Source organism: Rhodoferax sp. (assembly GCF_030653815.1).
GTDB lineage: Bacteria > Pseudomonadota > Gammaproteobacteria > Burkholderiales > Burkholderiaceae_C > Rhodoferax.
Window position 1 is genome coordinate 1 of the sequence record NZ_JAURYQ010000042.1, and the last position, 16,572, is coordinate 16,572.

10 protein-coding genes are annotated in these 16,572 nt (G+C 62.3%); 7 read left to right on the forward strand and 3 right to left on the reverse strand.

Annotated features, from left to right (window positions below):
* The first annotated feature begins 18 nt into the window (after positions 1-18).
* On the forward strand, positions 19-525 hold the full coding sequence (locus Q7U49_RS16015; RefSeq protein WP_304766020.1) for a disulfide bond formation protein B: 507 nt from the start codon (positions 19-21) through the stop codon (positions 523-525).
* Between the two features lie 51 nt (positions 526-576).
* On the opposite strand, the gene Q7U49_RS16020 is transcribed toward Q7U49_RS16015, so the two are convergent.
* Both Q7U49_RS16020 and argA read right to left on the reverse strand, forming a co-directional pair.
* Positions 577-1,278 carry a mobilization protein gene (locus tag Q7U49_RS16020; protein ID WP_304766023.1) on the reverse strand — a complete coding sequence of 234 codons (702 nt, stop codon included), beginning with the start codon at positions 1,276-1,278 and terminating at the stop codon, positions 577-579.
* 94 nt (positions 1,279-1,372) lie between these two features.
* Positions 1,373-2,722: an amino-acid N-acetyltransferase gene (gene argA / locus Q7U49_RS16025; RefSeq protein WP_304766025.1), complete on the reverse strand. Its 1,350-nt coding sequence runs from the start codon at positions 2,720-2,722 to the stop codon at positions 1,373-1,375.
* A 129-nt stretch (positions 2,723-2,851) separates the two neighbouring features.
* On the opposite strand from argA, the gene hrpA reads away from it, so the two are divergent.
* Positions 2,852-6,781 carry an ATP-dependent RNA helicase HrpA gene (gene hrpA, locus Q7U49_RS16030; protein WP_370654029.1) on the forward strand — a complete coding sequence of 1,310 codons (3,930 nt, stop codon included), beginning with the start codon at positions 2,852-2,854 and terminating at the stop codon, positions 6,779-6,781.
* A 127-nt stretch (positions 6,782-6,908) separates the two neighbouring features.
* Here hrpA and Q7U49_RS16035 read toward each other — a convergent pair whose 3' ends face one another.
* On the reverse strand, positions 6,909-9,719 hold the full coding sequence (locus tag Q7U49_RS16035) for an EAL domain-containing protein (RefSeq protein ID WP_304766031.1): 2,811 nt from the start codon (positions 9,717-9,719) through the stop codon (positions 6,909-6,911).
* 395 nt (positions 9,720-10,114) lie between these two features.
* Here Q7U49_RS16035 and Q7U49_RS16040 point away from each other — a divergent pair, with 395 nt between their 5' ends.
* The 5 genes from Q7U49_RS16040 to Q7U49_RS16060 all read left to right on the forward strand — a co-directional run bounded on the left by Q7U49_RS16040 (position 10,115) and on the right by Q7U49_RS16060 (position 16,571).
* Positions 10,115-12,835 carry a cation-transporting P-type ATPase gene (locus tag Q7U49_RS16040; RefSeq protein ID WP_370654026.1) on the forward strand — a complete coding sequence of 907 codons (2,721 nt, stop codon included), beginning with the start codon at positions 10,115-10,117 and terminating at the stop codon, positions 12,833-12,835.
* The gene (locus Q7U49_RS16045; RefSeq protein WP_304766037.1) at positions 12,836-13,384 is read left to right on the forward strand and encodes a DUF2062 domain-containing protein; all 549 of its coding nucleotides are present in this window, start codon (positions 12,836-12,838) and stop codon (positions 13,382-13,384) included.
* A 26-nt stretch (positions 13,385-13,410) separates the two neighbouring features.
* Complete coding sequence (locus tag Q7U49_RS16050; RefSeq protein WP_304766039.1) at positions 13,411-15,093, forward strand: cation:proton antiporter; 1,683 nt, start codon at positions 13,411-13,413, stop codon at positions 15,091-15,093.
* The gene (locus tag Q7U49_RS16055; protein ID WP_304766041.1) at positions 15,090-15,986 is read left to right on the forward strand and encodes a universal stress protein; all 897 of its coding nucleotides are present in this window, start codon (positions 15,090-15,092) and stop codon (positions 15,984-15,986) included. The genes Q7U49_RS16050 and Q7U49_RS16055 overlap by 4 nt, the downstream gene beginning before the upstream one ends.
* Positions 15,987-16,106: 120 nt before the next feature.
* Complete coding sequence (locus Q7U49_RS16060) at positions 16,107-16,571, forward strand: CBS domain-containing protein (protein WP_304766044.1); 465 nt, start codon at positions 16,107-16,109, stop codon at positions 16,569-16,571.
* Position 16,572: the final 1 nt, after the last annotated feature.

The window sequence follows — 16,572 nt, forward strand, 5'->3', positions numbered from 1 at the left end:
ATAAGGTGTGCTGAGTCCATGGCGAACGCAGTTCTGGTGATGCTCGACACCGCGCCTCGGCGCGTTTTTGCATTTTTAAGCGCGACCTGCGTCGCCATGTTGGCGTTTGGCATGTACCTGCAGCACAGCCAGGGGCTGGAACCCTGCCCGATGTGCATCGTGCAGCGTTATGCGCTTTTCGCGGTCGCACTTGTGGCTGGGCTGCTGAGTGCGAGCGGCAGCAAGCGCGTCCATGTTGGGGGCTCGTTTGCGCTGTTGCTGGCGGCCGGCTTTGGCGCCTTTGTGGCAGCACGGCAAAGCTGGCTGCAGTGGTATCCGCCCGAGGTGGCCACCTGTGGCCGTGATTTTTACGGCATGATCGAAAACTTTCCACTGAACCGCGCCATCCCCATGATTTTCAAGGGCAGTGGCGACTGTTCAGCCATTGACTGGACCTTTTTGGGCGGCTCCATTGCCAACTGGGCCTTTGTTATCTTCAGCCTGGTGTTCGTGCTGGCCAGTCTGATGATCTGGCGCAAGCGTTAAACAGTTGGGGTTAGAGCACGCAGCGATGCGAGTGGTCTGACCCGCAAGGTCTCAGATAGGCAGCGCGTCAAACGACTCGTAGCTTTTACGCAGCCAGTTTTTCACGCGCTGGCGTTCCAGCAGGCCCAACGCATCGTCATCCGTTCGATTGTGGATAGCGGCCCAGAAACTGGCGTTCTGGCGGTCGATCTTGCGCATGCTGGCTTCGTGCAACTGCGTCAGGGTGACGATTTTGGCGCCCATGTCCAGCGCTCTGGCCATGGCAGGTGATGTCTCCAGCTCTGAAAAATCGCTGCCACGCCCCATGTTTTTGACAATCAGGTAATTAGGCCCTTGGCCATAGGCGTCCAGCAGGCGCTCCAGCAGGTCGACCGAGTCTTTGCCGGCGTCGGCCACATGCCAGAAGTTCACCGCAACCCCCATGTCGGCCAGCAGGCTGAGCAGGTCGGAGTCCTTGATCCAGCGCGCCAGCGGGGCCGCCGTTTGGGCTGCCAGGTCAACGATCACGCGCGGCGTGTCAGCCTCGTTGGCGGCCTCGAACACGCTGACCACCCGGTCCAGACCCTCGTAACTGTCGACCAGCACCGGCGCGGCGTAATCGGCATAAAAGCGGGTGAACGAGGTGTGCGAGCGGTCGGTGTCAAAACCCATGAAAGGCCGGTCCTTGTCGATCAGGTACTGGGCCAGCAAGCGCGCCACCACCGATTTGCCGACACCACCTTTTTCGCCGCCGATGAAATTGAGAGAGCTCATGAATTTCCTGTTGTGTGGGTTGAAATTGTTGCTGTAGCGAGGGAGAGCAAGCAAGAGTCGTGCACAGCGCCTGAAGGCGGGCGGTTTCAGTGCCTCAGGTGATTTTTTTGACCAGCACCTGGCTTTTGCGGTCCCAGTTGTATTTGCGTTTGCGCGCCTCGGGCAGCCAGTCGGCATCCACCTGGACAAAACCGCGCTTGAGGAACCAGTGCATGGTGCGTGTGGACAGCACAAAAATACTCTCCAGGCCGGCCAGTTTGGCACGCTGCTCGATGCGTTTGAGCACGCGCTCGCCGTCACCCTGGCCCTGCACCTGCGGCGACACCGTGAGTGCAGCCATTTCGCCAGTGCGGGCTTCGGGGTAGGCGTACAGCGCGGCGCAGGCAAAAATCACGCCGTCGTGCTCGATCACGGTGTACAGGCCGACATCACGCTCTATTTCGGTGCGGCTGCGTTTGACCAGGGTGCCGTCGTTTTCGAACGGTTCGATCAGTTGCAGGATGCCGCCAACATCGTCCACCGAGGCCTCGCGCAGGCTCTCCAGCTTTTCGTCGACCACCATGGTGCCAATGCCGTCGTGCACATAGACTTCCAGCAGGATCGAGCCGTCGACGGCAAACGGGATGATGTGGCTGCGCTCGACGCCGCCTTTGCAGGCCTTGACGCAGTGCTGCAAATAAAACGCCGTGTCGCGGGGCGTGTTGGCACCGGGCAGGTCGGCCAGCAGCTTTTCAGCGGCGGCCAGCGGCAACTCGGTGTCTACGGGATTGTCTTCACTCACCGGCTGACCGACCTGGGTCGGAATGCCGGCCACCTCGGTGACAAAAATCAGCTTGTCGGCTTGCAGCGCGGTGGCGACCGAGGTGGCGACCTCTTCCATGGTCAGGTTGAAGGCTTCGCCGGTGGGTGAGAAGCCAAACGGCGACATCAGCACCAGCGCGCCCATGTCAAGCGAGCGCATGATGCCCGCGGTGTCGATCTTTCGCACCACGCCCGAATGCTGAAAGTCCACGCCATCGACAATGCCGACCGGTCGCGCCGTCAAAAAATTACCCGAAATCACCCGTACCGTGGCACCCGCCATGGGGGTGTTCGGCAGACCCTGGCTGAACGCAGCCTCGATTTCATAGCGCAACTGGCCGGCGGCTTCCTGCGCACAATCCAGCGCCACTTCATCCGTGATGCGAATGCCCCGGAAATAACGCGGTGTGTGTCCCTTGGCTGCAAGTTGCTCATTGACCTGCGGCCGAAAGCCGTGCACCAGCACCACCTTGACGCCCATGCTCTGGATCAGCGCCAGGTCCTGCGCCAGATTCGGCAGCTTGCCCGCCGCAATCGCCTCGCCACAGACCCCCACCACAAAGGTCTGATGGCGGAACTTGTGGATGTAGGGTGCCACCGAGCGGAACCAGGGCACGAAGGTGAAGTTGAAGACAGATGGCATGACAGCGTACTGAAGTGAAAAGGGTTGGGATAATCACCGATTCTCTACGAAGTTATTGCCTTGACTGCTCCACCCCTGAAAATCGAGTTTCCCGAATCGCTGCCGGTCTCCGCCCGCCGCGAAGAGATCATGGCCGCCATTGCTGCGCACCAGGTCATCATCGTCTGCGGTGAAACCGGCTCGGGCAAAACCACCCAGTTGCCCAAGATCGCCCTGGCGCTGGGGCGCGGCAAGCTCAATTACCCGGCGCTCAACCCGGATGGCACGCGCGCGTCGCCCGGCAAGCTGATTGGCCACACCCAGCCCCGGCGCATTGCCGCCAGCAGCGTGGCCAAACGGATTGCCGAAGAGCTGCACACCACGCTGGGCGACGTGGTCGGTTTCAAGGTGCGCTTTCAGGACCGCTTGAGCCGGGACAGCTCGGTCAAGCTCATGACCGATGGCATTTTGCTGGCCGAAACACAAACCGACCCGCTGCTCAAGGCTTACGACACGATCATCATCGACGAGGCGCATGAGCGCAGCCTGAACATCGACTTTTTGCTGGGTTACCTCAAGCAGATTTTGCCGCGTCGGCCTGACTTGAAGGTCATTGTGACGAGCGCCACGATTGATGCCGAGCGCTTTGCCGAGCATTTCGCTTCAAGAAAAGGGCCGGCACCCATCATCATGGTGTCGGGGCGCATGTTCCCTGTGGAGCAGCGTTACCGGCCGTTTGAAGAAGCGCGTGATTACGATTTGAACAACGCGATCGCCGATGCGGTCGACGAGCTCTGGCGCGACGCCCACAACAGCGGTGATATCCTGGTGTTTCTCCCGGGTGAGCGCGAGATCCGCGAGGCTGCGGATCACCTGCGCGGCCACCTGAGCCACCAACCGGTCTTTCGGGGTGCCGAGGTGCTGCCGCTGTTTGCCCGCCTGAGCCAGGCCGAGCAGGACCGTATTTTTGACAGCCACAGCGGGCGCCGCATTGTGCTGGCCACCAACGTGGCCGAAACCTCGCTCACGGTGCCGGGCATCCGCTACGTCATTGACGTCGGCACGGCGCGCATGAAGCGCTACAGCTTCAGAAGCAAGGTCGAGCAGTTGCTGGTCGAGCCGATCAGCCAGAGTTCGGCGAATCAGCGTGCCGGTCGCTGCGGCCGGGTGGCCAACGGCATTTGTATCCGGCTCTATGACGAAAAGGATTTCAACAACCGGCCCAAATTCACCGACCCCGAAATTTTGCGCAGCTCACTGGCCGGGGTGATTTTGCGCATGAAGTCGCTGCACCTGGGTGTGGTCGAAGACTTCCCGTTCATCGAGAAACCCTCGGGCCGCGCGATTGCCGACGGCTACCAGTTGCTCAACGAGCTCGGCGCCGTGGACGACGCCAACGAGCTCACCGCCACCGGCCAGGAACTGGCCAAATTGCCGCTGGACCCGCGCGTGGGCCGCATGATTTTGGAGGCGCGCACACGTGAGGCGTTGGACGAGGTTCTGGTCATTGCCTCGGCACTGTCGGTGCAGGACGTGCGCGACCGTCCGATGGAAGCCCAGCAGCAGGCTGACCAGGCACACGCCAAGTTTGACGACGAGAAGAGCGAATTCAGCGGCTACCTGAGGCTTTGGAAATGGATCAACGATGGCAAGGGCGGGGTAGGGCAGCACAAGCTGAGCAACCGCCAGTATGAGCAGCTTCTGCGGCAAAACTTCGTCAGCATGCGCCGGGTGCGCGAGTGGCGCGACATTTACTCGCAGTTGCACACCGTGGTGGCCGAGCACAAGTGGCGGCTCAACACCTTGCCGGCCAGTTATGAGCAATTGCATTTGTCCATGCTGGCGGGGTTGTTGGGCAACATTGGCTTCAAGCTGGAAACGGAAGGCGCTGGCAGCGGCGGCGAATATCTGGGCGCGCGCGGCATCAAGTTTTACCCGCACCCGGGCGCCCATCTGGTCAAAAAGCCGGGGCGCTGGATTGTGGCCGCCGAGCTGGTCGAGACCACGCGCCTGTTTGGCCGTGGCATTGCATCAATAGAGCCGCAGTGGCTGGAGCAGGTGGGTGGCCATTTGCTGAAAAAACAGCTGCTCGACCCGCATTGGGAAAAGAAGACGGCCGAGGTCAACGCGCTGGAGCGCGCTACGCTTTATGGCATCGTGGTCTACAGCGGCCGGCGGGTCAATTACGGCCGGGTCGACCTGGTCGGTGCGCGCGAGATTTTCATCCGCGAGGCTCTGGTCAACGGTCAGTGGGACTGCAAGTGGCCGTTTTTGCAGGCCAACCAGAAACTCATCAAGCAGGTGGAAGACCTGGAGCACAAGGCACGCCGCCAGGACGTGCTGATCGACGACGAGTTGATCTACGCCTTTTACGACCAGCAGTTGCCCGCTGACGTGTGCAGCGGCTACAGCTTCGATGCCTGGTACCGGGACGCCTGCAAAAAGCCCGAGTACCTGATGCCCATGCCGGTGCGCGGTGCGGCGCCCACCGGCAACAGCAAGTTGCTGCTGTTGACGCGCGAAGAGCTCATGCGCCATGAGGCGGCGGGCATCACCACGCAGTCGTTTCCCAAAGTCATCCGCCTGGGCGGTGTCGACTGTGCGGCCACCTACCTGCACGAGCCCGGCGACGCCCGGGACGGCCTGACCGTGACCGTGCCGCTCTTTGTGCTGAACCAGGTCAACGAGGAACCCTGCGAATGGCTGGTGCCCGGCATGCTCAAGGACAAGATCCAGGCGCTGCTCAAGACCCTGCACCAACGGCCGCGCTCAAGGCTGGTGCCGCTGCCCGAAAGCGCCCGCAAAATGGCTGAAACCTTGAATGCGCCCGAAGTTTTTGGCCATGGCGCGCTGCTCGATGCCGTGCTGAAACTGGTGCGCGCCGCCACCGCAGTCGATGTGGTGCGCGCCGACATCAAGGCAGACATGCTCAGCCCGCACTTTTTCATGAATTTCCGGGTGGTCGATGAACATGGCCGCCAGCTGGGGCAGGGGCGCAACCTGGGCGCGCTCAAGGCCGAACTGGGGGCCAAGGCGCGCGGTGCGTTCCAGGCGCTGGCCGGGCTCAAGCTGGGGCAGAGTGGTGGCAGCGCTGGCACCGGACCCGTCATGGCGAGCGAAGCGCGGCAATCCAAGACATCCGCAGGCATGGATCACCACGGCCTGCGGCCTCGCGATGACGGACCTGAGCGCACCTCGGTAGCCAGCCAGCGCTACACCGCCTGGACCTTTGGCGAACTGCCCGAGCTGCTCGAAATTCAAAAAGGCGGCCAGACCCTGATCGGCTACCCCGGCCTGATTGACGCGGGGGATGCGGTGACCATCGAGGTTTTTGACGAGCCTGATGTGGCCGCCGCCAAACACCGCGCCGGCCTGCGCCGGCTGTTTGCCCTGCAGATCAGGGACGCGCTCAAGTACCTTGAAAAAAATGTGCCCGACCTGCAAAAAATGGCCGTCACCTACATGCAGGTGGGCAAACACCCCGACGGCACCAGCACCGGCGGCACGCTGGAAGAACTGCGCGAACAGATCATCCAGGTGGCACTCGACCGCGCCTTTTTGCTCGACCCCCTGCCCACCGATGAATTTGCCTTCAAGAAACGCATCGACGAGGGCCGCGGCCGCCTGACCCTGATCGCCACCGAAGTGGCGCGCCTGGCGGCGGCCATCCTGGCCGAATACGCGGTGGCGGCGCGCAAGATCAAGGACACCAAAAATGCCCCCGAGGCCACGGCTGACGCCGCCCAGCAACTGGCGCGCCTGATGCCCAAGCGTTTTTTAAGCGTCACGCCCTGGGCTTCACTGCACCACTTCACGCGCTACCTGAAAGCCATCACGGCGCGGCTCGACAAATACCGTGCCGACCCGGCGCGTGACTTGGCGCGCCTCAAAGAACTGCAGCCGCTGGAGCAGCGCTACATGCGCCTGCTGGCCGAGCGTAAGGGCGTGGTCGACGAGCGCCTGCAGGAATTCCGCTGGTTGCTGGAAGAACTGCGTGTGAGCTTCTTCGCGCAAGAGTTGCGCACGCCGCAGCCGGTCAGCGTGAAACGGCTGGAGAAAGCCTGGGCGCAGCTGGGGTGACAGAGTGCTGCGGCGTCATCGGCTTAGGAGAAGGAAATGGCTGGAATACCGTTGTCATGCCGGACCTGATCCGGGGCCGCAATGACAAACCGGGGGACTATGGGTGCTTTTGCAATGGCCATCTCCCTTACACCCTCTGCTTCATCGTGCCGAAGCAATGCCCCGCGTTGTACTGCAAGATCAAATCCGTCACTTGTTCAGCAAGCAGCGGCCGGGCAATGTGGTAGCCCTGTATTTCGTCACACCCCTCGGTACGCAGAAAATCCAGATGATCACGCGTCTCGACCCCCTCGGCAATCGTCTTCAAGCCCAGGGCTTGCGCCATCGCGATGATGGCCCGGACAAGACTGGCGTCATTGGCGTCTGTCAACACCTCACGCACGAATGACTGGTCGATCTTGAGCTTGTCGATCGGAAACCGCTTGAGATAGCTCAAGGACGAGTAGCCGGTCCCGAAATCGTCGAGCGAGATCATGATGCCGGCCTGCTTGAACTCCCGCAAAATCGTGCTGACGGATGTCAGGCGATCGACCAGGATGCTCTCGGTGATCTCCAACTCCAGGTACTGGGGGGCCAGTCCTGTTTCATTCAATATTTCCAGAACGCGTTGGGAAAACTCTTTCTCCCTGAACTGGCGGGCTGACAGGTTGACGGCCATATGCACGAACGCCACCCCCTGTTCCTGCCAGGCTTTGGCTTGTAGACAGGCGGTGCGCAACGCCCATTCCCCCAGTGGCACGATCAGGCCGCTTTCTTCGGCCACAGGAATGAACTCCGCGGGCGGTATCAGCCCCTTCTGCGGGTGCTGCCAGCGCACCAGCGCCTCGACGCCGATGATGCGGTGGCTCACGATGTCAAGTTGCGGCTGGTAGTGAAGAATGAACTCGCCGCGCTCCAGCGCGCGGCGCAGCCCGGTCTGCAAGGCCAGATGCTGTGTGGCGCGTTCGGTCATGGCGGTGGCATAAAACCGGTAGCCGTTGCGGCCCGTGGCCTTGGCCGCATACATTGCAGAATCAGCATTGCGCAGCAGCTTGTCAACGTCGCCGTCATCGAAGGGGTAGAGGGTGATGCCTATGCTGAACGTCACGAACAGCTCCTGCCCGAGGATGTCAAAGGGTTCCTTGAACCCGTCAGCCACGTGTTGCGCCACCCGAACCACATCGTCCACGTGCCCGACATCCGCCAGAACCACGGCGAATTCATCGCCCCCGAAGCGCGCCACCGTGTCACCGGGCCGCAAACAGCCCTGCAGCCGCCCGGCCACCGCCTGCAACAACACATTGCCCACTTCATGCCCCAGGGTGTCGTTCACGTCCTTGAAGTGGTCGATGTCCATGAACATGACGCCCACCAGGCGTTCCTTGCGGTTCGCCTCGATGAAGGCCTGGGACAGGCGGTCTTTGAACAGCATCCGGTTGGGCAACCCGGTCAGGTCATCGTAGTAGGCCAGATAGGTGATCCGCTCTTCGGCATGTTTGCGCTCGGTGATGACTTCAGAAAACATGATCAGCCCGCCGATGTCTCCCTGATCCGTGTACCAGGGACGGACCTCCCAGCGAACCCAGTCGGTGGAGCCGTCCGCGCGGGGAAACACATCCTCCTCTCTTTTTTCAACCGCGCCGCCGAGACAGCGCCGATGGATGTCCTTCCAGCGCTGCGGGATATCTGGAAAAATATCGTAATGACTGCGGCCGATGATGTCCTGTTCGCCGAGCCGGTAGTCGGTCAGCCACCGATGACTGGCCTTCAGGTAGCGCATGCTGCGGTCCAGCATGGCGATGGCCGCCGGGCTATGTTCGATGAAGAGGTGAAGCTGCTTCTCACTCGCCTCCAGTTGTGCTGTCCTGTCGCGCACGCCCTGCTCCAGCAGTTCGTTGTGCTCGCGGATCGTCCGTTCGGCCTGCCGCTCAAGGGTCACGTCGCGAAAGACCAGCACCACACCCTTCACCCGCCCGCCGACATCGCGAATCGGTGCCGCGCTGTCGGCGACCGGGCACTCATGACCATCGCGCGAGATCAGCACGCTGCGGTTGGCCAGGGCCTGGGTTTTACCGGTGGCGAGCACCTGCGCCACCGGCACCACAGCAGGCGCGCGCGTTTGCTCGTGGATGATGCGGAACACTTGATCGATGGACCTGCCCTGCGCCTGGCCGAGGGGCCAGCCGGTGAGCCGCTCGGCCACCGGGTTCATGCGGGTGATGCGCCCTTGGGTGTCGGTCGCCAGCACCGCGTCGCCGATCGAGTGCAGCGTGGTGGACAGGTTTTCCTCGCTCTGGGCAAGCGCCTGGCGGCTGGCCTCGGTCGCCCGCAGTTGCCGCCGTATCAGGATGTAGGTGGCCCCGAGCAGCGCGGTCAGTGCCAACGCAGAGAGGGCGCCGGAGGCAACCACGATTTGGCCCGCGCGCTGTTGGGCAGCACTATGTTCATCCAGCAGCCGGAGCTCCTCTTCATCCATCTCGCGAAACAGCTGGTACAAGCGCTCACGCGTTTCCTGCAGCGGAGCGCTGGCCACGTAAGCGCTTGCCGCTGTGAGGCCTTCGGTTGTGCGCAGCAATTCCGTGCGCCTGGCAATCGCGAGGCGCTCGTCGACCACCTCGCGCAGTCGCATCCAGCGCTCTTGCTGGCGGGCGTTGGCGGCGGTGAGCGCCTGGATGCGGCGCAGCGTGGTTTCCCGCGCTGCAATCGCCGCGTCGCGCTCGGCGAGTTGCGCCGCGTCGCCCGAAAGCTGGTAGCTTTGCGTGCTCAACTCGATTTGAAGCGAGTCTGCCTTGATGTGGTCGAGGCTTTCCAGCACTTCATGGGTGTGCGACACCCGGCGCGCCGCAACGACCGCGTCTTGCGACATCTTCCAGGTGGCGAAGGCGAGCCCCGCGACCACCAGCACGGCGGCGGCAAACGCGGCCAGCACCCTGGTTTCGAAATTAAAGGCGGCTTTCATCGGACGCCCCTTTCCTCACGTTGCCACACGTCCCAAGACCCTAACGTCGTGCGTACAGAAGGAAGGCAGCCATAAAACGGCCTTCAGGTTGAAAACTGCGACTGCCTGCGCTGATTGCGCTCATGTTTGATTTCATACCTCCCCCTATTCCTGCTCAACTGTATAAAACGAAAGAGAGTTCAGACCCCATTCAACAATGCCCGGAAATCGACAGGGGTGCGTTGATATTTATCAACGTGGCAACGTCAACAAATTGGACATCCCAACTCAATGATCCGAATTCATCCATTTTGGGCCATGACCGTCCGCTCCCAATTCATCACAAGCCCTGCGGAAAATGACAATCGTCAACCGCTGAATCAGCCGTTCGTCTTTATGATGACCCTTGTAAGAAAATGGGTTCAATAATGACAAAAGAATTCACGCCTCCCGATAAAAATATTGCCTGGCACACCTTGGAACGAGATCAGGCGCTGGCGCATTTGGCAGCTAACGCGAGCACCGGCCTGGCGAGCGACGACGTTGCCCGGCGTCTCGCCACTTATGGGCCCAACAGCCTGCCCGAATCACGCCGGCGCGGCCCCTGGCTGCGCTTTGCCCTGCAGTTTCACAACCCGCTGATTTATGTGCTGCTGGCCGCGGGTATCGTCACCTATGGCTTGAAGGACTACGTCGATGCGGGCGTGATAGCCGCCGTGGTGCTGATCAACGCGCTGATCGGCTTCATTCAGGAGGGCAAGGCAGAAAAAGCGCTGGACGCCGTGCGCGCCATGCTGGCCAGCCGGGCCATGGTGATCCGTGACGGCGAGCGGCAAGAAGTTGATGCCTCGCAGTTGGTGCCGGGTGACATCGTGTTGCTCGAATCCGGCGCCAAAGTGCCTGCCGACCTGCGTTTGCTGCATGTCAAAAACTTCCGCGTCAACGAGGCCGCCCTGACCGGTGAGTCGGTGCCGGTCGAAAAAAATGAAGCGCCTGCGGCTGCTGCGGCCGCGATTGGCGACCGAAGTGGCATGGCCTTTGCGGGCACCGTGGCCAGCTTTGGCCAGGCGCAAGGTGTGGTGGTGGGCACCGGGCGAGACACCGAAATTGGCCGCATCAGCACCCTGGTGGGTGAGGTGCAGTCGCTTGACACTCCGCTGACGCGCCGTCTGGCGCAGTTTGCCAGCCAGATCACCGTCTTTATTCTTGGCGCGGGGCTGCTCACCTTTGTGTTCGGGTATTGGGTGCGCGACATGCCCATGCTGGACATTTTCCTGGCGGTGGTTGGCTTGACGGTGGCCGCCATTCCTGAGGGTCTGCCGGCCATCGTGACCATTGTGCTGGCCATTGGCACCCGCAACATGGCGCGCAACAAGGCCATCATCCGCCGGCTGCCGGCGGTTGAAACATTGGGTTCGGTCACGGTGATCTGCTCGGACAAAACCGGCACACTGACCAAAAATGAGATGACGGCGGTGCAAGTGATGCTGCCTTTGAACACCCTTGAGGTGAGTGGCGCAGGCTACGCGCCGGAGGGCGGCTTTCATCAGGATGGTGCGGTGGTGGATGCCGCCCAGGAGGACGCCTTGCAAGCGCTGGCGCAATGTGCGCTGCTGTGCAACGACGCCAGCCTGCGGCACAAGGCTGGCACAGGCTGGCATCTGGTGGGTGACCCCACCGAGGGTGCCTTGTTGACGTTGGGCCACAAGGCCGGACTGGACCCGGTGGATGCTGCCGCCGCTGCGCCCCGTCTGGATGCCATTCCGTTTGAGTCTGAACACCGTTTTATGGCCACGCTGCACCACGACCATGCGGCCCATGCCTTTGTGTTGCTCAAGGGCGCACCCGAACGCGTGCTTGACTTGTGCCAGACCGACGCCAGTGGGCAGCCGCTTGATCACGCGGCGTGGAACGCTCGTATGGACGCTGCAGCCCGTGTCGGCCAGCGTGTGCTGGCGCTGGCGCGCGCTGATATGCCCGCTGGCACCACGGCGCTGTCCATGGCCGACATCACCCAGCGCTTCACCTTGCTCGGGCTGGTCGGGCTGATTGACCCACCACGCGAAGAAGCCATTGCAGCCGTAGCAGAGTGCCAGGGGGCAGGCCTACGTGTCAAGATGATCACCGGCGACCACGCCGTTACCGCTGCCGCCATTGGGCGGCAACTGGGCCTGAGTGCCGACCACGCCGTCACTGGCGACGCGCTGGGTAGCCTGGACGCTCTGGCATTGCAAAAGGTGGCGATTGAAACCGATGTGTTTGCCCGCGCCAGTCCGGAGCACAAGCTGCGTCTGGTAGCCGCCATGCAGGCCCAAGGTGAATTGGTGGCCATGACCGGAGATGGGGTCAATGACGCCCCGGCGCTCAAGATGGCCGACATTGGCGTGGCCATGGGGCACAAGGGGACGGACGCCGCCCGCGAGGCGGCTGACCTGGTGCTCACCGATGACAACTTTGCCACCATCGCCCATGCCGTGCGCGAAGGCCGGGTGGTGTTTGACAACATCAAGAAGTCCATTTTGTTCATGTTGCCCACCAATGGTGGCGAGGCCGGGGTGATCTTGCTGGCGGTGTTTTCCGGCCTGGCGCTGCCGGTTACCGCGGGCCAGATTTTGTGGGTCAACATGGTCACCGCCGTCACCCTGGCGTTGGCGTTGGCGTTCGAGCCGGCCGAGCCGGGTGTCATGCAGCGCCAGCCGCGCAGCCCCTCGGAGCCGCTGATCACGCGCGCCCTGGGGTTTCGCATTGCCTACGTGAGCCTGTTGATGATCATCGTGACATTTTCGGTTTTTGAATGGGAGCTGTCGCGCGGCAGCAGTCTCGAGATGGCGCGCACCGCAGCGGTCAACATGCTGGTGGTGGGGGAGCTGGTGTACCTGTTCAACGTGCGGCATTTCACCAGCTCGGCCTTTGTGCGCGGTATCCTTACCGACAATCCGGTCGCGCTTTGGATGAGCGTGCTGCTGATCGGCTTGCAGTTGCTGTTGACTTATGCCCCGCCGATGCAAGGTGTTTTTCAGACCGAAGCGCTTGATGCGACGTCCTGGGCCGTGATTTTGGGACTGGGTGGGCTCAAATTTTTGGCAGTCGAGGCCGAGAAAGCGATTCTGCGACGCATGAACATCAGGAATTTTTGAATGCGCTTGTTGCAACGCCTGAAAAGCCGCTTGCCCAGCCGTGAGCAGATCGCCCGCAACCGCTGGCTGGCCTGGCTTGGTCCCTGGTTGCACAGCCCCAAGTTGTGGCATTGGTCGCGGCGCGGCGTGGCCATGGGCGTGGCGCTCGGGGTGTTTTTTGGTTTGCTGATCCCGATTGCGCAAATTCCGCTGTCGGTGGCTGCCGCCATCGTCATGCGGGCCAACATCCCCACCGCCGTGGCCAGCACCCTGGTGACCAACCCGGTCACCTTTGGGCCGATTTATTACGGCGCCTATCGGCTCGGGGTCTGGGTCACGGGCAGCAAGGAACACCCCAAAAATATCGACCTGAACCATCCGCAGTCCGCCGTGGCAGATAAAGACGCCAGTTTCTGGCAGCGCATCACCAACCTGGGCAAGCCCCTGCTGGTGGGTCTGGCCCTGAGTGCCGTGATGATGGGTCTGCTGACCTATGCTCTGATCTCGCTCATCTGGCGCTGGCGCACGGTGGTCAAGCGGCGCGGCAGAATGCGCGCGCCCCCAAGCTAGCAGCAGCCACCCGGACATCGAACACCATGAACAGCGTGTACCACGAATTTGCCTTGTTGCTGTTGCTGTCCGCGGTGGTTGGCGCCATCGCCGTGCGACTGCGCCAACCGCTCTTGATGGCCTACATCATTGTCGGTATCCTGGTCGGGCCGTCTGTTTTTGGCTGGGTCGGCGCGCACGACCAGATCGACCTGCTGGCGCAGATCGGCATCACCGTGCTGCTGTTTGTGGTGGGCCTCAAGCTCGACCTGCGCCATGTGCGCCAGATCGGCCCGGTGGCGCTGGCCACCGGCCTGGGGCAGCTCGGCTTTACCATTTTGTTCGGCTTTTTCATCATCCTGGCGCTGGGGCGCGGCTGGCTGGAAGCGCTTTACGTGGCGGTGGCGCTCACTTTTTCCAGCACCATCATCATCGTCAAGCTGCTGTCGGACAAGCGCGAGCTTGAATCCCTGCACGGCCGCATTGCGGTGGGTTTTTTGATTGTGCAGGACCTGGCCGTGGTGATCGCCATGATGGTCATGAGCGGCCTGGGCGGCATCGGTGGCGAGGCTGTCAGTGGCAGCACACTGGCTCTGAGCTTGCTGGCCCGCCTCGGTGGCGCTGCGCTGCTGCTCTACCTGCTGATGCGCTTTGTTTTGCCGCGGGTCGTCGACACGTTGGCGCGCTCGCAGGAATTGCTGCTGATCTTTGCCATTGCCTGGGGCACAGCGCTGGCCGCTTTGGGTGAATACGCTGGTTTCAGCAAGGAGGCGGGCGCTTTCATTGCCGGTTTTTCTTTGGCCTCCACCGCTTACCGCGAGGCCATCAGCGCCCGCATGGCCAGCATTCGCGATTTTTTGCTGCTGTTTTTCTTCATCGACCTGGGTGCCAAACTCGATTTTTCCACACTCGGCGCTGAAGTTGGCACCGCCATTGCGCTGTCGTTTTTTGTGCTGATCGGCAACCCGCTGATCGTGATGGCCATCATGGGCTACATGGGCTACCGCAAGCGCACCAGCTTTTTGGCGGGCCTGACAGTGGCGCAAATTTCCGAGTTCTCCATCATCTTTGTCGCCATGGGCATCAGCCTGGGCCACATTGGCGCCGGCGCGCTGGGGCTGACCACGCTGGTGGGTCTGATCACGATTGCCCTGTCGTCCTACATGATCCTGTACTCGCACCGCCTTTACGGCTGGCTGGCGCCCTGGCTTGGCATCTTTGAGCGCAGCACTCCCTTTCGGGAACTCGCCGTGGAAAGCGCGCCCAGCCAGACGCAGCGCCCCGACGTGCTGGTGTTTGGCCTGGGCCGCTACGGCAGCCGTCTGGCCCTGAAACTGCAGGCGCAGGGCATGCGCGTGCTCGGCGTTGACTTCGACCCCGAGGTCGTCAAGGAACAGCAGCGCAGTGGTCTGGATGCCCGTTTTGGCGACTGCGAGGCACCCGACTTCATCGAGAGCCTGCCGCTTGCCGGCGTCCCTTGGCTGGTCAGCAGCCTGCCCGAGGTCGAGGCCAACCGTGCCTTGCTGCATGCCCTGGCTGAAAACCATTACCGGGGCCATCTGGCGGTGGTGGCACGCCACGAATCCGATGTCGAGGCGTTGTCGGCGTTGGGCCCGCTGGAGCTGATCATGCCGTTCCACCAGGCCGCCGACTTTGCCGCGCTCGACATTGCCGCCCGCATTGCCGCTGCTGAAGTCAACCAAGCCACCCAAGCCAAGGAGTCCTCATGAACATGGTGTTGTTACCGCTGGCCGCCACCGATTTGTCTGCCCCCTCGCGCCATGCGGCCCAGCGCGCCGCCATGCTGGCGCGCCAGTCTGCCGGCAAACTGGCCTTGCTCCACGTACTTGAAAAAAATGCGCTGATTGAACTGCGGCGGCTGTTTGCCCCCAACGCCGAGGCGCTGGAGCAAAGCATGCACAAACAGGCCCAGCAGGCGCTGGCGGAGCTGGCCGTCGAACTCGGGCGCGTGCAACCCGGCGCGCAACCGTTGTGTGTGGACTGCCACCTGCATGAAGGCACGGTGCTGACCAGCATTGCCGAACAGGCTGAGGCACTGGGCTGCAACCTGGTGGTGGTGGGTGCGCATGGCGCGGGGTTCATGCGCCACTGGCTGCTCGGCGCCACGGCGGAGCGCCTGCTGCGCAAGACCCTGCAACCTGTGCTGGTGGTCAAGCAGGCACCGCAGCTGGGCTACCGCAAAGTCCTGGTGGCGGTGGATTTTTCACACTGGTCCTTGCGCGCCATCGCGTTGGCGCGCTCAATCGCGCCGCAGGCCCCACTGGTGCTGCTGCATGCCTGTGAAATTCCTTTCGAGGGCAAGATGCGTTTCGCGGGTATCGAGGAGGAAACCATCCAGCAGCACCGGCAAACCATCAAGCGCGAGGCACTGGCCCGGCTGGATGAACTGGCGCTTGACGCCGGCCTGACGCCGGCGCAATGGCAACCCCTGGTGGCCTTTGCCAACCCGCCGGACTTCATTCTGGAACAAGAAGAAGAGCAGGGCGCCGACCTGATCGTGCTGGGCAAGCACGGCACGGGCATGACCGAGGAACTGCTGCTGGGCAGTGTGACCAAGCATGTGCTGGGCCAGGCGCGCGCCGATGTGCTGGTGGTGCGCTGAAGCCCGAGGGGGCCGACTTGCCTGGGCCATCTCGCCCGGCCTTGATTATTCGCACGCCCTGTTGCGCTGAGCGGACTATTCTGGTGCCCTAAAGCGGAGTTTTCCGCAAAAGGAGTCACCATGGCAACGAAACTCAAGGAGTTTGCGACCACCCTGGTCGCGGTGGTTGAGCCGGAGACCTCGGCGCGGGTGGTGGCGCAGCTCATGCGTCGTCACCACATCGGCGCTTTGGTGGTGGTGGATGCGCTCGACAAAAACAAGCCGGTCGGCATTGTCACCGACCGCGACCTGGTGCTTGAACTCATGGCCGAAGGCCTTGACCCCGCGGTGTTCACGGCGGGCGACATCATGTCGGTCGATCTGGTCACCGCCAGCCCCGAAATGGACGCCATGGATGCCGTGCAGTTGATGCGCAAATACCGCTTGCGGCGTCTGGTCATCACCGACACTGACGGCCATCTGGCCGGTATCGTGACCCTCGAAGATGTGCTGGCCCTGATGACCCGTGAGTTGGCAGACTTTGCGGTCGATCTGGGCAGCGCCCGGGACCGCGAGACCCGTGCGCGGGCGACTGAAACCCTCTGAG

Coding starts and splice junctions, on each gene's coding strand:
- Q7U49_RS16015 (WP_304766020.1), top strand. CDS start 19: ATGGCGAACGCAGTTCTGGTGATGCTCGACACCGCGCCTCGGCGCGTT.
- Q7U49_RS16045 (WP_304766037.1), top strand. CDS start 12,836: ATGCGCTTGTTGCAACGCCTGAAAAGCCGCTTGCCCAGCCGTGAGCAG.
- argA (WP_304766025.1), bottom strand. CDS start 2,722: ATGCCATCTGTCTTCAACTTCACCTTCGTGCCCTGGTTCCGCTCGGTG.
- Q7U49_RS16050 (WP_304766039.1), top strand. CDS start 13,411: ATGAACAGCGTGTACCACGAATTTGCCTTGTTGCTGTTGCTGTCCGCG.
- Q7U49_RS16055 (WP_304766041.1), top strand. CDS start 15,090: ATGAACATGGTGTTGTTACCGCTGGCCGCCACCGATTTGTCTGCCCCC.
- Q7U49_RS16020 (WP_304766023.1), bottom strand. CDS start 1,278: ATGAGCTCTCTCAATTTCATCGGCGGCGAAAAAGGTGGTGTCGGCAAA.
- Q7U49_RS16060 (WP_304766044.1), top strand. CDS start 16,107: ATGGCAACGAAACTCAAGGAGTTTGCGACCACCCTGGTCGCGGTGGTT.
- Q7U49_RS16040 (WP_370654026.1), top strand. CDS start 10,115: ATGGGTTCAATAATGACAAAAGAATTCACGCCTCCCGATAAAAATATT.
- hrpA (WP_370654029.1), top strand. CDS start 2,852: ATGGCCGCCATTGCTGCGCACCAGGTCATCATCGTCTGCGGTGAAACC.
- Q7U49_RS16035 (WP_304766031.1), bottom strand. CDS start 9,719: ATGAAAGCCGCCTTTAATTTCGAAACCAGGGTGCTGGCCGCGTTTGCC.